16 protein-coding genes and 1 other annotated feature are annotated in these 16,383 nt (G+C 60.1%); of the genes, 10 read left to right on the forward strand and 6 right to left on the reverse strand.

Annotation, left to right across the window (positions count from 1 at the left end; genetic code table 11):
• Positions 1–146: 146 nt before the first annotated feature.
• Complete coding sequence (locus KF907_RS08015) at positions 147–1,421, reverse strand: type II secretion system F family protein (RefSeq protein WP_291219577.1); 1,275 nt, start codon at positions 1,419–1,421, stop codon at positions 147–149.
• Positions 1,422–1,424: 3 nt separating this feature from the next.
• The gene (gene pilB / locus KF907_RS08020; RefSeq protein ID WP_291219579.1) at positions 1,425–3,149 is read right to left on the reverse strand and encodes a type IV-A pilus assembly ATPase PilB; all 1,725 of its coding nucleotides are present in this window, start codon (positions 3,147–3,149) and stop codon (positions 1,425–1,427) included.
• 149 nt (positions 3,150–3,298) lie between these two features.
• Between pilB and KF907_RS08025 the strand changes: the two genes are divergently transcribed.
• From KF907_RS08025 to KF907_RS08060, 8 genes are all read left to right on the forward strand, one after another.
• A complete protein-coding gene (locus tag KF907_RS08025) occupies positions 3,299–4,147 on the forward strand; it encodes a glycosyltransferase family 2 protein (RefSeq protein ID WP_291219581.1) in 849 nt (282 codons plus the stop codon).
• 95 nt (positions 4,148–4,242) lie between these two features.
• The gene (locus KF907_RS08030) at positions 4,243–4,536 is read left to right on the forward strand and encodes a hypothetical protein (protein WP_291219583.1); all 294 of its coding nucleotides are present in this window, start codon (positions 4,243–4,245) and stop codon (positions 4,534–4,536) included.
• On the forward strand, positions 4,533–5,018 hold the full coding sequence (locus KF907_RS08035) for a hypothetical protein (RefSeq protein WP_291219585.1): 486 nt from the start codon (positions 4,533–4,535) through the stop codon (positions 5,016–5,018). Before KF907_RS08030 ends, KF907_RS08035 begins: the two co-directional genes overlap by 4 nt.
• Before the next feature lie 74 nt (positions 5,019–5,092).
• Complete coding sequence (locus KF907_RS08040; protein ID WP_291219586.1) at positions 5,093–6,175, forward strand: glycosyltransferase family 4 protein; 1,083 nt, start codon at positions 5,093–5,095, stop codon at positions 6,173–6,175.
• Positions 6,172–6,939: a class I SAM-dependent methyltransferase gene (locus KF907_RS08045; RefSeq protein ID WP_291219588.1), complete on the forward strand. Its 768-nt coding sequence runs from the start codon at positions 6,172–6,174 to the stop codon at positions 6,937–6,939. Before KF907_RS08040 ends, KF907_RS08045 begins: the two co-directional genes overlap by 4 nt.
• Positions 6,929–7,945, forward strand: a complete 1,017-nt coding sequence (locus tag KF907_RS08050; protein WP_291219589.1) for a glycosyltransferase family 2 protein — start codon at positions 6,929–6,931, stop codon at positions 7,943–7,945. Before KF907_RS08045 ends, KF907_RS08050 begins: the two co-directional genes overlap by 11 nt.
• A 19-nt stretch (positions 7,946–7,964) precedes the next feature.
• On the forward strand, positions 7,965–9,263 hold the full coding sequence (locus KF907_RS08055) for a lipopolysaccharide biosynthesis protein (RefSeq protein WP_291219591.1): 1,299 nt from the start codon (positions 7,965–7,967) through the stop codon (positions 9,261–9,263).
• Entirely contained in the window at positions 9,253–10,077 is an 825-nt protein-coding gene (locus tag KF907_RS08060) for a class I SAM-dependent methyltransferase (protein ID WP_291219593.1), read from the forward strand. Before KF907_RS08055 ends, KF907_RS08060 begins: the two co-directional genes overlap by 11 nt.
• Here KF907_RS08060 and KF907_RS08065 read toward each other — a convergent pair.
• Positions 10,035–11,266 (reverse strand): IS3 family transposase gene (locus tag KF907_RS08065; RefSeq protein ID WP_472843833.1). Its coding sequence is split into 2 segments (ribosomal slippage): positions 10,035–10,978 and positions 10,978–11,266, totalling 1,233 coding nucleotides; the frame shifts between segments, so codons are not numbered across the junction. The genes KF907_RS08060 and KF907_RS08065 overlap by 43 nt on opposite strands.
• Positions 10,872–10,988: a sequence feature (AL1L pseudoknot), on the reverse strand. Its footprint overlaps the gene before it by 117 nt.
• On the opposite strand from KF907_RS08065, the gene KF907_RS08070 reads away from it, so the two are divergent.
• Positions 11,265–11,666: an FkbM family methyltransferase gene (locus tag KF907_RS08070; RefSeq protein ID WP_291219598.1), complete on the forward strand. Its 402-nt coding sequence runs from the start codon at positions 11,265–11,267 to the stop codon at positions 11,664–11,666. The two genes, KF907_RS08065 and KF907_RS08070, sit on opposite strands and share 2 nt — an antisense overlap.
• A gap of 133 nt (positions 11,667–11,799) precedes the next feature.
• Positions 11,800–12,894: an FkbM family methyltransferase gene (locus tag KF907_RS08075; protein ID WP_291219599.1), complete on the forward strand. Its 1,095-nt coding sequence runs from the start codon at positions 11,800–11,802 to the stop codon at positions 12,892–12,894.
• Here the strand turns inward: KF907_RS08075 and KF907_RS08080 are convergent.
• The 3 genes from KF907_RS08080 to KF907_RS08090 are packed head-to-tail and all read right to left on the reverse strand — an operon-like array spanning position 12,849 to position 16,311.
• Positions 12,849–14,069, reverse strand: coding sequence for an ATP-grasp domain-containing protein (locus KF907_RS08080; protein WP_291219602.1), 1,221 nt, complete (start codon positions 14,067–14,069; stop codon positions 12,849–12,851). The genes KF907_RS08075 and KF907_RS08080 overlap by 46 nt on opposite strands.
• Before the next feature lie 8 nt (positions 14,070–14,077).
• Positions 14,078–15,127: a Gfo/Idh/MocA family protein gene (locus KF907_RS08085; RefSeq protein WP_291219603.1), complete on the reverse strand. Its 1,050-nt coding sequence runs from the start codon at positions 15,125–15,127 to the stop codon at positions 14,078–14,080.
• Entirely contained in the window at positions 15,124–16,311 is a 1,188-nt protein-coding gene (locus KF907_RS08090; RefSeq protein ID WP_291219605.1) for a DegT/DnrJ/EryC1/StrS family aminotransferase, read from the reverse strand. The genes KF907_RS08085 and KF907_RS08090 overlap by 4 nt, the downstream gene beginning before the upstream one ends.
• Between the last annotated feature and the right edge of the window lie 72 nt (positions 16,312–16,383).

Below are 16,383 nucleotides of genomic sequence, written 5' to 3' on the forward strand. Positions count from 1 at the left end.
GCAGGAGCCCGTTCACGGGCGATCGGGTGTCGTGACGATGCGGAAAACGCATCGCCCCCGAAGGGGCTCCTACGGGGGTTCCGGCAGGGGCGCGGCACGGGCCGGCGCCGGTGGCGCGCGGCCCGTGCGGGTGAGGCGGGGATCGGTCAGCCGACGACGGCGCCGAGCTTGAAGATCGGCAGGTACATGCCGATGACCATGCCGCCGACGAGTACGCCGAGGATGACCATGATCAGCGGCTCCAGCAGGCTCGACAGCGCATCGACGGCGTTGTTGACCTCCTGCTCGTAGAATTCGGCGATCTTGAACAGCATCTTGTCGAGTGCGCCGGACTCCTCACCGATCGCCACCATCTGCACGACCATGTTCGGAAACAGGTTGGTCTGGCGGATCGCGAGCTGGAGCTGGTGGCCGACGGCGACGTCCTCGCGGATGCGCTTGACCGCATCGTTGTAGACCACGCTGCCGGTGGCGCCGGCAACGGAGTCGAGGGCTTCCACCAGCGGCACGCCGGCCTTGAAGGTCACGCCGAGCGTGCGCGCGAAGCGCGCCATCGCCGATTGGCGAAGGATTTCGCCAACCACCGGCAGCTTGAGCATGCCGCGTCCGACGAGGTGGGCAAACTTGTCCGAGCGCTTGTACAGCAGAACGATGCCAACGATCACCGCACCGGCGATACCGAAGACCAACCACCAGTACTGCACCATGAACCGCGACATGTTCACGAGCATCTGCGTGAAGGCCGGCAGGTCGGCACCGAAGCCCTGGAACACGTTCTCGAACTGCGGGATCACGAAGATCATCAGGATCGACGAGACGAGAATCGCCACGGCGATGACCATGGCCGGGTAGAACATGGCCTTCTTGATCTTGGCCTTGATTGCTTCGATGTTCTCCTTGTACGTGGCGATCGTGTCGAGCACGGTGTCGAGCACACCAGCCGACTCGCCGGCACGGACGAGGTTGCGGTACAGCTCGTCGAACTGAACCGGATACTTGTTGAGCGATTCGTTGAGCGAGGAGCCGCCTTCGATCTCGGTCTTGATGTCGACCAGCATGTTCTTCATGCGCGGGTTGTTCTGGCCGCCAGCGACAATGTCGAAGCCCTGCACCATCGGCACGCCGGCCGCCATCATCGTGGCGAGCTGGCGGCTGAAGATGGCGATATCGCGCGGTGCAATCGTCTTGCCAGCCGCGCCGAACAGGGGCTTGGCCTTTTCCTTGACCGTCTGCGGATTGATGCCCTGGCGGCGCAGTTCGGCCTTGACCAGGCCGACGCTCTTGCTCTGGTACTCGCCTTTGATCTTGTGGCCGCGCTTGTCGAGGCCGACCCAGGTAAAGGTGCTCAACTGGCTGATCTGGGCGCGTGACTTGCCCGCGCTCTGCTTGATGCCGGCCCGTGCGGTTGCGGTGGTTGCCATGGCTTAGTCCTTGGTCACGCGGTTGATTTCGGCAAGGCTTGTAACACCCTGCTTGACCTTCAACAGTGCGGAAGCACGCAAATCGTTGATGCCGATGCGCTTGGCCTCGGCGGCGATCTGCAGGGCGTTGCCGCCGGCGAGGACGATCTTCTGGATCTCCTCGCTCATCGGCATCACCTGGTAGATGCCGGTACGGCCCTTGTAGCCCTCGTTGCAGCCCGAGCAGCCGACCGCCTCGAAGAGTTCGATGCCGGCTTCGACATCGGCCTCGCTGAAACCTTCGGCCAGCAGGGCGGCCTTGGGCAAGGGCGGGTTCATCGGTCGCTTGCAGTCGTGCAGGCGGCGGGCCAGGCGCTGGGCGATGACGATGGTCACCGACGAGGTGATGTTGTACGGGGCGATGCCCATGTTCATCAGGCGCGCGATGGTCTGCGGCGCGTCGTTGGTGTGCAGGGTCGACAGCACCATGTGGCCGGTCTGCGCCGCCTTGATGGCAATCTCGGCGGTTTCCAGGTCGCGGATTTCGCCGACCATGATCACGTCCGGGTCCTGGCGCAGGAACGAGCGCAGCGCCGCGGCGAAGGTCATGCCGCGCTTCTGGTTCTGCTGCACCTGGTTGACGCCGGGCAGGCGGATTTCGACCGGGTCCTCCACCGTGGAGATGTTGCGGCCCTCGGTATTGAGGATGTTGAGCGCGGTGTACAGCGACACGGTCTTGCCCGAGCCGGTCGGGCCGGTCACCAGCACCATGCCGTAGGGTTTCTCGATGGCCTCCAGGAACAGCTTCTGCTGATCCGGCTCGTAGCCGAGCTTGTCGATGCCGAGCTTGGCCGCCGAGGCATCGAGGATGCGCAACACGATCTTTTCGCCGAACAGGGTCGGGCAGGTGCTGACGCGGAAGTCGATCGACTTGGTCTTGGACAGGTTGAGCTTGATGCGCCCGTCCTGCGGCACGCGCTTTTCGGCGATGTCGAGGCCGGACATGACCTTGATGCGCGAGGAAATGCGCGGGGTCAGCTTGACCGGCGGCGAAGCCACCTGCTTGAGCATGCCGTCCATGCGCAGGCGCACGCGGTAGTTGTTCTCGTAGGGCTCGAAATGGATGTCCGAGGCGCCGCGCTTGATCGCATCGACCAGCACCTTGTTGACGAAGCGAACCACCGGCGCGTCGTCACCGCCCTGGGCATCGACGCCGCTGCCGCCTTCGTCCTCGCCGGAGGTATCGGCAAGGTCGAGGTTGTCGAGACCTTCGGCATCGTCCATGCCCTCGATCGTCGTGCTGCTGGTCGCCTGGGCCTGCTCGATCGCACGTTCGAGCTGGTGCTCGTCGACCAGGATCGGCTCGATGATGTGGTTGGACTGAAACTTGATCTCGTCCAGCGCGCGCAGGTTGGTAGGATCCGACACGCCGACGAACAGGCGGTTGCCGCGCTTGAACAGCGGCAAGGCCTTGTGCTTCTGGATCAGCTCTTCCTTGACCAGCTTGAGCGGCACCTGGCTGAGGTCGAGCGCGGCGACGTCGAGCAGCGGCACGCCGAACTCGAAGGCCGAGGCCAGGGCCAGGTTGGCGCTGGAAACCAGCCCGTTCTCGGTCAGCCAGGCGCCGATCGGAATCTTCTGCTTGCCCGCATCCTCGACGGCCTTGCGCGCGTCCTGCTCGCCGAGCAGGCCTTCGGCCACCAGGCGACGGCTGACGCCACTCAGCCCCGTCAAGGAGGGGGTATTCATCTGGGTCGCCATAGGAATGTCGCGTAAGCCCCCGAAACTCCACGCGAATCTACAACAAAAGCGTTGCTGAATGAACACCATCCGGGCAGGATGGGGAACCCACTCCCGGAAAGGAGGCGTCAGGCCGTCAGGCGGCTTCGACCCCACGCATGATCAGTATCGTCCTCCCCGCCAAGAACGAGGCCGCTGCGCTGGTCGGCCTGCTGCCCAGGCTGAAAGAGGCCCGGCCCGATGCGGAAATCATCATCGTCGACGATGGCTCGACCGATGACACGGCCGAGGTCTGCCGGGCCGCCGGCGTTACCGTGCTGAGCCGCCCGTACTCGATGGGCAATGGTGCCGCCATCAAAGCCGGTGCCAGGGCAGCCCGCGGCGACACACTTGTTTTCATGGATGCCGATGGCCAGCACGACCCCACCCTGATTGCCCGGCTGCTCGATAGGCTCGATGAGGGCTATGACATGGTCGTCGGTGCCCGTGATTGGGCCGGCCAGGCCGGGGTCAGCCGTGGCATCGCCAACACGTTGTACAACTGGCTGGCCAGCCGCATGACCGGCTTCGACGTGAAGGATCTGACCTCCGGGTTCCGCGCGGTCCGGGCGGACAAGTTCCGCGAATTCCTGCACCTGCTGCCGAACGGATTCTCCTATCCCACCACCTGCACGATGGCCTTCTTCCGCAGTGCCTATGCCGTGGCATATGAGCCCATTCCGGTTGCCAGGCGCATCGGCAAGAGCCACATCAAGCCGATCAAGGACGGCATCCGCTTCCTGCTGATCATCTTCAAGATCGCCACGCTTTATGCGCCACTCAAGCTGTTTGCCCCCATCTCCATCGCCTTCTTCCTCACTGGCCTGGGCTGGTACGGCTACACCTTTGTCACACGCCACCAGTTCACCAACATGAGCGCGCTGCTGTTTTCCGCAGCGGTGATCATCTTCCTGATCGGGCTGATCTCCGAGCAGATCACCAATTTGACCTATCGCCGAGATGGTTGAACCGGCACTGGCAGCCGGCTGCGTGGGTGCAGGACCTTGGGCAACGCCAGTCCCGCTGGATAAACTGGTCCAGCCAACGGGAGCAGGTAATGCGATTGAGCCACGAACACAGACAGGCGTTGAAGATGCTGGCCCTGGAAGAGGCCGGGCCGGGCGCGCGGCTGCGGCTGTTTGGTTCACGGCTGAACGATCATGCCCGTGGCGGCGACGTTGACCTGCTGCTGGAGATGGACACCCCGGTGGCGCAACCGGCACCGCTGATGGCCAGAATCGCCGCGCGCGCAGGCCGGGTCATGGACGGTCGCAAAGTGGATGTGCTGCTGCTGGCCCCGAACCTGCTGCGATTGCCGATCCACGATATCGCGCTGAAAGAAGGGGTGCTGCTGTGAGTGCGGATGCAGCGCTGATTCATCGACTGCGGTTTTTGACCCGCGTCGTGCAGCGTGAGCGCAAGCACCTGCTGGCAACCGATCACCGGGTGTTTGCGCAGGCATTCACCGTGGAACGCGCCAAGGCGCTGGATGCCGATATTGAACAGGCGGAACGGGTCGAGGCCTTTGCTTCCCGCTTTGCGCGTCTGCAAGACACCTTGGGCGACAAAGTGATCCCGACCCTGCTGCACGCGCTGGGTGAGCCCGTGGGTGTGGCCATTGACAACCTCGATCGCGCCGAGCGGCTGGGCTGGCTGGCGTCAGCAGACCAATGGCTGGCCGTTCGACGGCTGCGCAACCAGATGGTGCACGAATACATCGAAGATCCTGCAATTCTGGCCAGCGCCCTGGAGGCCGCGCATGAACAGGTGCCGATGTTGGTCACCACCGCTGAGGCGTTGCTGGCGGAAATCCAGGCGCGCGGCTGGGCGGCGGCGTGAACGACCGGTTGGCGCCAGCGGCACGCCCTCGTATCTTGCTCATCACTCGCAACCTGCCCCCGTTGGTGGGCGGCATGGAACGGCTGAACTGGCATCTGGCGGAAGAACTCGCCAAACAGGCACAGGTGCACATCGTGGGGCCCAGAGGCTGCGCAGCGCTCGCCCCCACCGGCGTGATCATGACCGAAGTGCCGCTCAAGCCCTTGTGGCGGTTTCTGCTGCTAGGTGGTCTGGCTGCATGGCGAGTGGCCAGGCGCTTTCAGCCGGATGTCGTGCTGGCAGGAAGCGGATTGACTGCACCATTGGCGTTGTTCGCTGCGCGTCGCAGTGGCGCCCGCGCCCACGCCTATGTGCATGGCCTGGACGTGGCAGTGCGGCACCCCATATATCGGGCCATTTGGCTGCGAGCACTGCGCAGGCTGGATGGCGTGATCGCCAACAGCGGCCCCACCGCCACGCTCTGCCGCAGCATCGGAATCCGTGAAGACAGGCTTGGCATCGTCCATCCAGGTGTTGACCTTCCCGAGGCCGACGCCACCCCGTCATCACGGCTGGATGGCATCGACAACCGCCCCCTGCTGCTTTCAGTTGGCCGCCTGTCCACACGAAAAGGGCTGCGTGAGTTCGTAAGCCAGGCCCTTCCCGCCATCGTCGCCCGTCATCCAAAAACCTTGCTGCTGATCGTGGGTGAAGCCCCGGCTCAGGCCCTGCATGCCCAGGCGCAGACACCCGAATCCATCCAGGCCGCCGCCGATGCGGCCGGCGTGGGCGGCAACCTGCGGTTTCTTGGCGTGATCACCGATTACAAGGAATTGGGGCAGATCTACCGCGCCTGCGATGCGCATGTGTTCCCCGTACGCGAGATTCCCGGCGACCCCGAAGGCTTCGGCATGGTGGCGGTGGAAGCCGCAGCGCACGGCCTGCCCACGATCGCCTTTGCCACCGGCGGCATCGTGGATGCCGTGGCAGAAGGGAAATCCGGTCATCTGGTGCCGCCCGGCGATTACCCGGCCTTCGTCGAGGCCACGTTGCGAGCAATTGAGGAAGGCCAAGAACTGCGTGCCACTTGCCTGCCGTTTGCGGCGCAGTTTGCCTGGTCCATGTTCGGGGCTGGCGTCTGGACGTTGCTGGCAGCAAACCCCGAGGCTTCGGCATGAACGGCGCTTCCCACGATGCCGTGCGCCAACCCCATGCCGTGCTGGACCTTGGTTCGCGCACGGCCAAGGCACTGAAAATCGAACGGCTGCTGGATCTGCAGGCGCGGTCACAGCCGCTGCGCCTGCTGGAAATCGGCACCGGCTCCGGCGGCATCGCCCATTACTTTGCTACCCATCCGAGCCTGCGCTGTGAGGTGGATGCGGTCGATGTGGTCGACAATCGGCTGACAACCGGGGACTACCGCTTTCAGCAGGTGGAGGGTGTGGCGCTGCCGTTTGCAGATGGCCGCTTCGACGTTGTCATCAGCAACCACGTCATCGAACATGTCGGCGATGCCAGCGCGCAAGCGCAGCACCTGCGTGAAATCCGCCGCGTCATGCACCCTGATGGCGTGGGTTATCTGGCCGTACCCAACCGCTGGATGCTGACCGAGCCGCACTATCGGCTCATGTTCCTGAGCTGGTGGCCACGCAGCTTGCGCACGCCTTATTTGCGGCTGATGGGCAAAGGCACGTTCTACGACTGCGAGCCGCTGCAATTGGGACAACTGGAGCGCATGTTGACCGCAGCCGGCTTCCGCCATCGCAATCTGTGCATCCAAGCGCTGCGGGAAACTTTCGAGATCGAGCGCCCCGCTGGCGGTGCCACAAAATTGTTGCGCAAGATTCCCGATGGCCTGCTGCGGCCGTTTCGTCGAATCATCCCTACGTTGATCTATCGCATCGAGAAAAAGCAACCGTGGGCTGAATCGCATGCAGGCTGAAACGATAGAAGTGAGCAACCCTGAGCGTCTTGTCAAAAGCCCGCGAGTCAGCGTCCTGATGATTACCTTCAATCATGCAGGCTATATCGCCGAAGCGATCGAGGGCGTGCTGCGACAGGAATGCGACTTTCCCATTGAGTTGATCATCGGCGAAGACGCCTCCACGGACGCAACCTTGCAGGTCGCTCTCGAATACCAGCGCCGCCATCCTGAAATAATTCGTGTCGTTCATTCGGCTGCCAATGTGGGGATGAACGCCAACGCGCTCCGCATCTTTGCAAAGGCAAGGGGGGGGTATGTGGCGTACTGTGAGGGCGACGACTTCTGGTGTGCACCGGACAAGTTGGCGCGACAGGTTGCGCTGATGGAAAGCGATGATCGGATCGGCATCGTGCATACGGACTGGACACGCGCCACCTTTCAGGATGTGGGCTGGAAGCATGACGCCCGCAAGTCGGTTCATCGCCGCGTTCCCCTGAGGTATCTGCGCGGGAACATTTTCAAGACATGGCACTATCCGAAGATTCTCAGGACCTGCACCATCCTGCTGCGCAAGCAATCAATGGAGGATTGGTACCAATCCGGGCTGATGGATGACAGCTACCTTTTCGGCGACAGCGTGTTGTCCGCGTGGATCACATCTCGCTGGCAAGTGGGGTATATCCCTGCGGTCACGGCCGTGTACCGGGTCAGTCCGAACTCCGCACTGCGTTCAGGTGCTGGATCGCGGGTAGCTTTCTACCGCTCCGCGCTGAAATTCGATACTGCGGCTCGCACCTACTTTTCCGGCATCACCGACTATCCATCTGGCTACCGGTGGGAATCTGCTGTCGGGTTGCTGCTCTGGGGGCTGCGGGCGCGGGACTTTTCCGCGGCCAAGGATGCGCTGCGCGATCTCTGCAGGCATTTCACCGTAGCCGGTTTTGTCATTGCCGCTTTGCACGCTGTCATCATGCGGCTGCCCAGCATCAGGCGCTTGCGCGACACGCAAATGTCCGCGCAATAACCTTGACGGCAACGACGCAATGAGAAAATGGCAGGGCCCAAGTTTGTACGGATACAGGCCGGGACGACTTGGCCAGAACACCTTGTACGGAACGGCGGGGCTGGGCGCGCGCGCGGTAATGCAGGCGGCTTACCTGCTGATCGTTTCGCGCTGGCTTGGCGCAGACGGCTACGGCCTGTTTGCGGGCTCAGTGGCGATGGTCGTTGTTGGCGCGCCGCTGGCGAACTGGGGAAGTGCGTTTCTGCTCACGCGCTACATTGCGCGGAATCGCGCCAGTTCGCGTGCGATGTGGGCGACTGCCCTTGTGCAAACGGGTGTGGTGGGCAGCCTGCTGGCCCTTATCGTGCTGGTGATCTCCGCTCAGTTGTTGCAGCAGCGATTGTCGCCGACCTTCATGCTCTTGTTGGCTGCGTCCGAATTGCTGCTGCTTCCTGCGGTGCATGCCGCCACCAGTCATTGTTTCGCATTGGGACGCGGAATGGCGTCGGCAATCGTGATGTGCCTTGTCCCGCTGGGGCGCGTCTTGGCGATGCTGGGTTTCATCGTCATGGGTCTTGCCGGTACGCCGGATCACGCGGCTACCGCGCATTTCACCGGCTCACTGCTGGGCTTTGCAGCGGCAGCAGCAGTGGTGGCCACTGTTGATGGATGGCCGGCCTGGCGCTCGCGCCTGCCGCTACGCGATGCTTTTCGGCAGGGTACGGCCTATGCCGTCAGCAACGCGGCTGGAAGCAGCTATCAGGAAGCGGACAAGATCCTGATGCTGCAAATCCTCGGTGCTGCGGTCGTCGGCCCTTACACCATCGCCTTTCGCATCGCCAGCATCTTCCTGATGCCGGTGGCCGCACTTGCCAGTGCCAGCCTGCCGCGTCTCATGGCGCGCACAAGTGATGATGGGCGAGCGCAGACCTTTCGCGCGATGTTGTTGTCCGGAGTTGGTTATGGCGTGCTGGCAGGCGTTGCGATCCTGCTGGCGGGACCTTGGGTGCCGCGCCTGTTTGGCGATGACTATGCATTGGCTACGCGCTACCTGGGCCTGCTGGCGTTATGGCCTGCGCTGTTTGCACTGCGCCAATGCCTGGCCACGTACCTGACCGCAATCCATCGACAGGGCGCACGCAACTGTGCTGAAGTCTTGGGGTTGCTGATCGTGGTGCTGTTGAACCTGCTGCTGCTGCCAGGCATGGGGGGCGAGGCTGCGGTTCTGGCATTGCTGGCCTCGGAAGTCGTGGTGACTGCCATGATGGCTGTGCTTGTCAGGCAGCGGCATCGTGCTTGGAATGCACTGAAAGCGGGAAAGGACAAACATGGCTACTGAACAGCGATGGCTGAATGGTTTGTTGTCGCAAATTGACTTTCACTTGCGCGGTTGCGCCCGGGGTCGGAGAGATCAAAACTTCGATTGGAAATGGTTCAGAAGGTTGCCGACTGCCCATTTTATCGATACACGTCGCCGCATACGGAAACTGCTTGGTCGGCTGAATGGCAATGTGCCAAAAGGCTACTCAGTGGAATGGTTGGTGGAAAATTCATCAAAACTTTGGCAGACGCGCCAATTGCTTCAGGATGATTTGAGTCGGCGGCAGTTCGATGATGCAATAACGCTCAAGATCGTTGGCTATCGTCGCGCATACTTCCCTCCCGAAGCGTTCGATGAATATCTGGAATTGTGCGCATCGCGACCGTTCGTGCATGAGGAATTGCCAAACAAGTACATGAACGTGCCGTTGCGCGAACTGGAGGTGAGTCGTGCAGGCGCATGTGCAAACATCATTGCGACGGATGGATTTCTGGATTCCATCAATCTTTACCGTCAATATTTCGTGGAGCGTGCTGGCGTCGACTTTGCGCCACAGCCAGGCGAAACGGTGATTGATTGCGGCGCATGTATTGGCGAGGTGGCTACCTTGTTTGCCTTGCTTGTCGGCGCGAGCGGGCAGGTACACATGTTCGATCCGATGCCCGTGCACGTGGCATTCTGCAACTTGCAGAAGACGTTGAATCCCAGCCTTGCCAGTCGAATGCACATTGTGCCGATGGCGGTTGGGGCTGAACCGCCCCGGCTTTCGTGGAGGCTGTTTGGTTTAAGTCAGACCAGCTCGGCAACGGGCCTCTCGGCGAGTTGCCGGTAGTAGTTTGCCTCAGCCTCTGCCGGCGGGATATGCCCGATCGATCCGAGGAGGCGTTGGGTGTTGAACCACGACACCCATTCCAGCGTCGCCAGCTCCACCGCTGCCTTCGTCTTCCAAGGGCCACGTCGGTGGATCAGTTCGGCCTTGTAGAGTCCGTTGATGGTCTCGGCCAGCGCGTTGTCATAGCTGTCTCCTCGGCTGCCAACGGACGGCTCGATGCCCGCTTCGGCGAGCCGCTCGCTGTAGCGAATCGACACGTACTGCGAACCCCGATCGCTGTGATGGATCAGCGTGCCGTCACGCTCCGGCTGGCGTGCGTACAGCGCCTGCTCCAGCGCATCGAGTACGAAGTCCGTCCGCATCGAGTCGCTGACCCGCCAGCCCACGATGCGGCGGGCGAACACGTCGATGACGAAGGCCACGTACAGCCAGCCCTGCCAGGTCGAAACGTAGGTGAAGTCCGACACCCACAGCTGGTTCGGCCGTTCGGCGCGGAACTGCCGGTTCACCTTGTCCTGTGGGCACGGCACGTTGCGATCACTGATCGTCGTTCGCACCGCTTTTCCGCGCATCACGCCGCGCAGGCCCTGCTGGCGCATCAGTCGCTCGACCGTGCATCGAGCCACCGTGATGCCCTCACGGCCGAGCTGTCGCCACACTTTGTTGGTGCCATAGACCTGCAGGTTGGCCCGCCATACCCGGTGGATCTCGGGAATCAGGGCCTCGTCGCGCTTCGCCCTCGCCGGGCGTCGCTCAGGCTCGCGATGGCGGGCCGCGTGTCGCCGGTAGCCGGACGGGGCGATCTGCAAGGCCCTGCAGATCGGCTCGACCCCGAACGTGCTCCGGTGCGTGGCGACAAACGTCCTCAGGGCTTCAGCCGGCGGTCGAGCTCCGCCTGGGCGAAAAAAGCACTCGCCAGCTTCAGGATCTCGTTGGCCCGGCGCAGTTCCCTGTTCTCGCGCTCCAGTTCCTTCATCCGCTTGGCGTCCGCGGTCGTCACGCCATCGCGCATCCCCGCATCGACCTCGTGCTGCTTCACCCACGTCAGCAGCGTCTGCGGCACACAGCCGATCTTGGGGGCGATCGACTCCACGGCCGTCCACAGCGACGGGTACTCTCCGCGATGCTCCAGCACCATCCGGACTGCACGCTCGCGGACCTCAGGGGAAAACTTCTTCGACTTGTTCATGGCTCCATTCTCTCAAGAGTTGGAGCCTCCACGTTTCCCGGGGCGGTTCAGGGCTGCTTCCAACGGGCGTCCGGCCCTGGCCTCGGATGCGACGAAAATTCAACCCAACGCCATACCGGACACCACGTTTCCGTTTGTCTCAATCGACGACTATGTCCGAGACAACGGAGTTCGTCCAAACGTCATCAAGATGGATATTGAAGGCGGTGAATGTGACGCCTTGCGTGGTGCGGAACAAACATTGCGAACGTTCCAGCCAAGATTGATGATCTCCGCTTACCACCGAACGGATGATCTATGGGGGCTGCGCGAGCAGATTCAGGCGATCAACCCTAATTACAGGTTCCACTTCGGGCACCATACCCCTGTTCAGTGGGAGTCTGTGCTATATGCAGTTTAGTGCCTCCATGTGTTTTGAATGCAGTTATGTCTGCATTTGGCGCAGTTTAAATGCTTATTGAGTTAGTTTCGTTTTTTATCATGAATTTTTAGTCCGTGTTGGACTGCTAGAGTCAAGACATTTTGGAGTGGAAATGTGCCTGAAAGACGTTTTGAGTCGTGCTTTGGTGCAATCGGTAGCGAATCAAAGTGCGGCTGAGACTTTCCTTGGAGGTCATCGTGGGAAAGCTCGGTACGCGATTGGAAAAAATGCAGAAAGCTTATCCATTCATCGCCTTGTGCCCCTGGATGGGATCATTGACGACTATGCCGTGCAAGGTGAAATTTGGAATGGTATTCCGCTGCTGCATACCGACGCTGCCCGCAAAGATAGCCTGGTTGTCAATTGTTCAACATCGATTCGGCCGGTGGACGTGCTTGATCATCTTGCAATGTCTGGTTTTTGCCATGTCATTGGTTTGTCCGACCTTATATGCGTTGCGGACGGATCTTTAGCGTGGCCGGACTTCGTGGAAAGGCAAAGGGTGGAAATGGATGAGCACATCAGTGTCTGGCAGGGCATCTACGACGCCTTGGCGGACGATATTTCCAGAAAAACTCTTCGCGATGTGCTCTCGTTTCGTGTGACTGCTGATCCGGTCTACATGAGCGAATATTCTGTTCGCATCCATGATCAATACTTCGAAGATTTCATGAAGTATAGAAATGAGGTTTTCGTGGATGCGGGTGGGTTTGATGGAGATACGGCAGAAGAGTTTGCCAGGAGGTACGGAGATTATCGAAAAATTCTTTTATTCGAGCCGTCCGCTCGGAACATGAGTCTGGCGCGTCGTCGGCTCTCTGGGTTGCGTGATATCGATTTCTTTCCGATTGGTTTATCTGACTCTCCCGGCGTTCTGCGCTTTGATCAAAACAACGGGTCGGCATCAGCCATTAATGATGGTGGTGGGGACGAGATACGTGTCGACACTCTTGACGCCGTTGTGCATGAGCCTGTTTCATTCATAAAGATGGATCTGGAGGGCTGGGAATTGCCGGCGCTGGAGGGTGCACGACGCCACATTCGCGACAATAAGCCGAAGCTGGCGATTGCCGCTTACCATGATGCTTCCGACCTGAGGCGCATTTACCGCTTTATTGAATCATTTGGGCACGATTACCGCCCTTACCTGCGGCACTATACTCAGGGCTGGTCGGAAACCATACTTTTCTTCAGGCCTGAAAGCTGACCGTTACCGTCAATTGATCTCATGCCATTGGATACTTCGTAAAGCTCACGTCGCAATGTCGCTGTATAGAGTTTGTCGAGCTCACCCTGGCTTCGCTCTTGGCAAAACATGATGGCCACGCGACTGCGTGGACTCGGCAAGAGGATGTCGCCAGCCAAGCTAAGAGGAACATAGCTTATTATGTTCATCCTGCGCAAAAAACGGACATGATCAAAGGTCTGCTCTGCGGGTACGCTGATGGTATGGCGCATGACAGGCCGCAGCGAGTCATTGTATCGAGGTGTGGGCACCCCTCCCGTGAAAGCCATCGCGTAGCTATGTGCATACGGGTATCCGGTTGAAAACTCGATCAATTGGCTGTACAGATCCCCTGGGCATCGACGCGTCGATTCGATCAGCCATATCTCGGCTTCATTTGCAATAAATTGAGTATGGAGCAAGCCATCATTTAAGCCGAGGTGCTCGGCCAGCGTCTCCACACTTTTGCGGATTTTCACTAAAAGCAGAGGCAGCACGGAGGGGGCGAGAACCCGGCTCGTATCGACTACGAATCTATTTGCGGTTCCGTCCTCCTGAACGAGGAAGTCGCACAGAACCTTGCGGTCAACCAGAAAGGCGGAGTGGCTGTACAACTGCCCTTCAACGAATTCTTCGACCAAGGCTTGCCGTGACGGAGACGAAGCATGTGCCAATGTTATTGCTTCATGAATCGTTGCGCTGCTCGCGTTCGGTAATACCGTTATTCCCTTACCACTGAATGCGTCCACTGGTTTGACAATAGCCTTGTGCCCGATCGCATCCATGGGGTTATGAAAGATTGCAGGGATAGGTAATCCGATACTTGCGGCGACGCGCCTGAACGCAGCTTTATTACTGATTGCCGTCGTTGCGCTAGGGGAGTCAATTCCGGTGAATCGGCCGCGCCCGGCAATTACGCATGACTCATAAGAGCGATCTGTGCATCCCGGCACGATGTAGTCGAAACCTTGTTTATCGATCAGATCGGACAGTAACTCGATGTCCGAATAATCAAGATTCCAATAATGTGATGCTTGTTTAGCTAGGCAGTCCGAAGGATTGCCGCCAACAACATGCACTTCATCGTTTGTCTCGAGCAGGGCGCGATAAATCGGTACCGAAGAGAAGTTGGTGTCGACCAGAAGGGCCTTGGTCATGAGATTCCTTATACCTCAATTGCGCGTCGTTCAGCTGCGGATCTGGAAATTGCATCGGTAATGACAAGATTGCGTAAGCCGTCGGCCGCAGATACCAAAGGAAGAGCGTCGCCCCTGATGACCTGAATGAAATTCTCTAGTTGGCAGGCCAATGGTTCTTGTCTCGTTACTTCGATGGTTTCCTGGACTAGGGGCTCCCACCACGATGGCTCAGTGCCTTCTCGCGTACATTTCAATCGAAAGGTCGGTACCGAGAGGCAGCCAAGCGTCCCTGCAATCACGTAGCAATCTTCATCGGTATATGTCGGGTAGGCCGGGTTCTCCCGGGAAGTTTGTTCCCAGCTCCTTGCGCATGTTGCAGTGTCAGACAACATGAAGTTTCCGAGTGCGCCGTTTGCGAAACGCAGGTTGATCGAAACGGTATCCTCAACCATGAACTTGCGAATCGCGGAAGAAGAGAATGCTTGGACTTCGGTTATCTCGCCACACAGACTACGCAGGTTTCCTACTTCATGGATGAGGTTGATCAGTATCGGCCCACCGCCAAGCTTTGTTCGCCATGGCCCAGCCTCGAAGTATGCTGTCGGTTTGTAGAATTGGGCACTCCCCATCACCGAGACCAGTCGACCGAGACGGCCGCTGTTGATGATGCTCCTAGCTTGCGCGAGCAGAGGGCTATGAGCGCGATGGTGTCCAACCAGCATTTTTCCGTTGGTCCGCTCTACCATCTCCACGATCTCGATTCCATCCTGAACGCTGGATGTGATGGGCTTTTCCACAAGGACGGGGATTTTTGCTTGCAAGCAACACTTCGCGTGCGCTGCATGGAATTCATTCGGTGAAGATATGATCACGCCGTCAATTTTCCAGCTTTGCCCTATGCACTCATTCAGGGTGAAATACAACGGAACTCCATGCTCGCGGGCGACTTCATGATTGTGTTCATGATTCGGCGCAACGATGGCTGTCAACTTGCAGTCGTGCCTATTCTGGATCAGTCGGATATGCTGCTTCCCGATCAGTCCTGGGCCGACCACGACAATATTCAGTTGCTTCATTGCGCTACCTGTTCGTCGTTGGGAGCCGGGTGACTGGAGCCGTGCTGCATGGCCATCGAGCGAAGCACGTTGGAGATGGTGAGTGCAGTACCATCCGGCAGGTTTCCATTTGGTAGCACCACAATCCGCGCCGCCAGATTGTTCGTCTGTGGCAGCACCAGCCCAGCATGCGGAAACAGATCCCGATACGGCTGCATGCCGTGGCAACCGGGCCAGAAGTATCTGCGTGCAAGGATATTCTTTGCATGCAAGGTGGCGATAATCTCGTCGCGGCTCGCCGGACATTCATCGCCCACTTCCAGCACTACATAATGATGGCTGTTGCGCTCCGCGGGATCGTAGTCGAGTAGCTCGACACCCGGTATCCCTGCCAGCGCCTGCTTGTATGCGGCGTGGTTGCGCCTATTGGTATCGACGATGGCGTCGAAGCCGTCCAGGTTCGCCAGCCCCATCGCCGCGCAGACTTCGATCATCTTGCCGTTGGTGCCGGGGTGGATGACGTTGTCGTAGCCCTTGAAGCCGAAGTTGCGCATCAGGCGCATGGTTTCGGCCAGTGCGTCGTCATTGGTGGTGACCGCACCGCCTTCCATGGTGTTGAAGGCCTTGGTGGCGTGGAAGCTGAAAACCTCGCAGGCACCGAAGCGGCCGATGCTTTGGCCCTTGTAGCTGCTGCCAAAGGCGTGGGCGGCGTCGAACATCAGCTTCAGGCCGCGCTCGTCGGCGATGGCCTGCAGCTCGTCGATCGGCGCGGCGCGACCCCACAGGTGCACGCCGATGATGCCACTGGTGCGCGGGGTGATCATCCGCCGCACGGCTGCGGGGTCAAGGTTGTGGGTGGCCGGATTGATGTCGGCAAACACCGGGGTGATGCCCTGCCAGTACAGCGCGTGCGCGGTGGCCACAAAGGTCCAGGACGGCACGATGACCTCGCCGGTCAGGCCCAGCGCGCGGATGGCGATTTCCAGCGCAATCGTGCCGTTGCACATCGCCACGCAGTGCTTGACCCCCAGCCGCTCGGCAATGCGCTGCTCCAGCTCCTGCACCATCGGCCCGTTGTTGGTCAGCCATTGGTTGTCCAGGATCTGCTCAACCCGGCGCAGGAACTCGGCGCGGTTGGTGATGTTGGGGCGGCCGACGTGGAGGGGTGTGCGGCGCTGACTGGCGTGCGGATCGGGACTGGTCATGTGCTGGCCGCTAATTTGCTGAATGGTGATGACTGCTGTGGCAATAAGGGGACAGAGACCCGGTGGGTAACA

Origin of the sequence: Dokdonella sp., from assembly GCF_019634775.1 — a bacterium.
In the GTDB taxonomy this organism is placed as follows: domain Bacteria; phylum Pseudomonadota; class Gammaproteobacteria; order Xanthomonadales; family Rhodanobacteraceae; genus Dokdonella.

Coding starts and splice junctions, on each gene's coding strand:
- KF907_RS08015 (WP_291219577.1), bottom strand. CDS start 1,421: ATGGCAACCACCGCAACCGCACGGGCCGGCATCAAGCAGAGCGCGGGC.
- pilB (WP_291219579.1), bottom strand. CDS start 3,149: ATGAATACCCCCTCCTTGACGGGGCTGAGTGGCGTCAGCCGTCGCCTG.
- KF907_RS08025 (WP_291219581.1), top strand. CDS start 3,299: ATGATCAGTATCGTCCTCCCCGCCAAGAACGAGGCCGCTGCGCTGGTC.
- KF907_RS08040 (WP_291219586.1), top strand. CDS start 5,093: ATGGAACGGCTGAACTGGCATCTGGCGGAAGAACTCGCCAAACAGGCA.
- KF907_RS08045 (WP_291219588.1), top strand. CDS start 6,172: ATGAACGGCGCTTCCCACGATGCCGTGCGCCAACCCCATGCCGTGCTG.
- KF907_RS08050 (WP_291219589.1), top strand. CDS start 6,929: ATGCAGGCTGAAACGATAGAAGTGAGCAACCCTGAGCGTCTTGTCAAA.
- KF907_RS08055 (WP_291219591.1), top strand. CDS start 7,965: ATGAGAAAATGGCAGGGCCCAAGTTTGTACGGATACAGGCCGGGACGA.
- KF907_RS08060 (WP_291219593.1), top strand. CDS start 9,253: ATGGCTACTGAACAGCGATGGCTGAATGGTTTGTTGTCGCAAATTGAC.
- KF907_RS08070 (WP_291219598.1), top strand. CDS start 11,265: ATGGCTCCATTCTCTCAAGAGTTGGAGCCTCCACGTTTCCCGGGGCGG.
- KF907_RS08075 (WP_291219599.1), top strand. CDS start 11,800: ATGTGCCTGAAAGACGTTTTGAGTCGTGCTTTGGTGCAATCGGTAGCG.
- KF907_RS08080 (WP_291219602.1), bottom strand. CDS start 14,069: ATGACCAAGGCCCTTCTGGTCGACACCAACTTCTCTTCGGTACCGATT.
- KF907_RS08085 (WP_291219603.1), bottom strand. CDS start 15,127: ATGAAGCAACTGAATATTGTCGTGGTCGGCCCAGGACTGATCGGGAAG.
- KF907_RS08090 (WP_291219605.1), bottom strand. CDS start 16,311: ATGACCAGTCCCGATCCGCACGCCAGTCAGCGCCGCACACCCCTCCAC.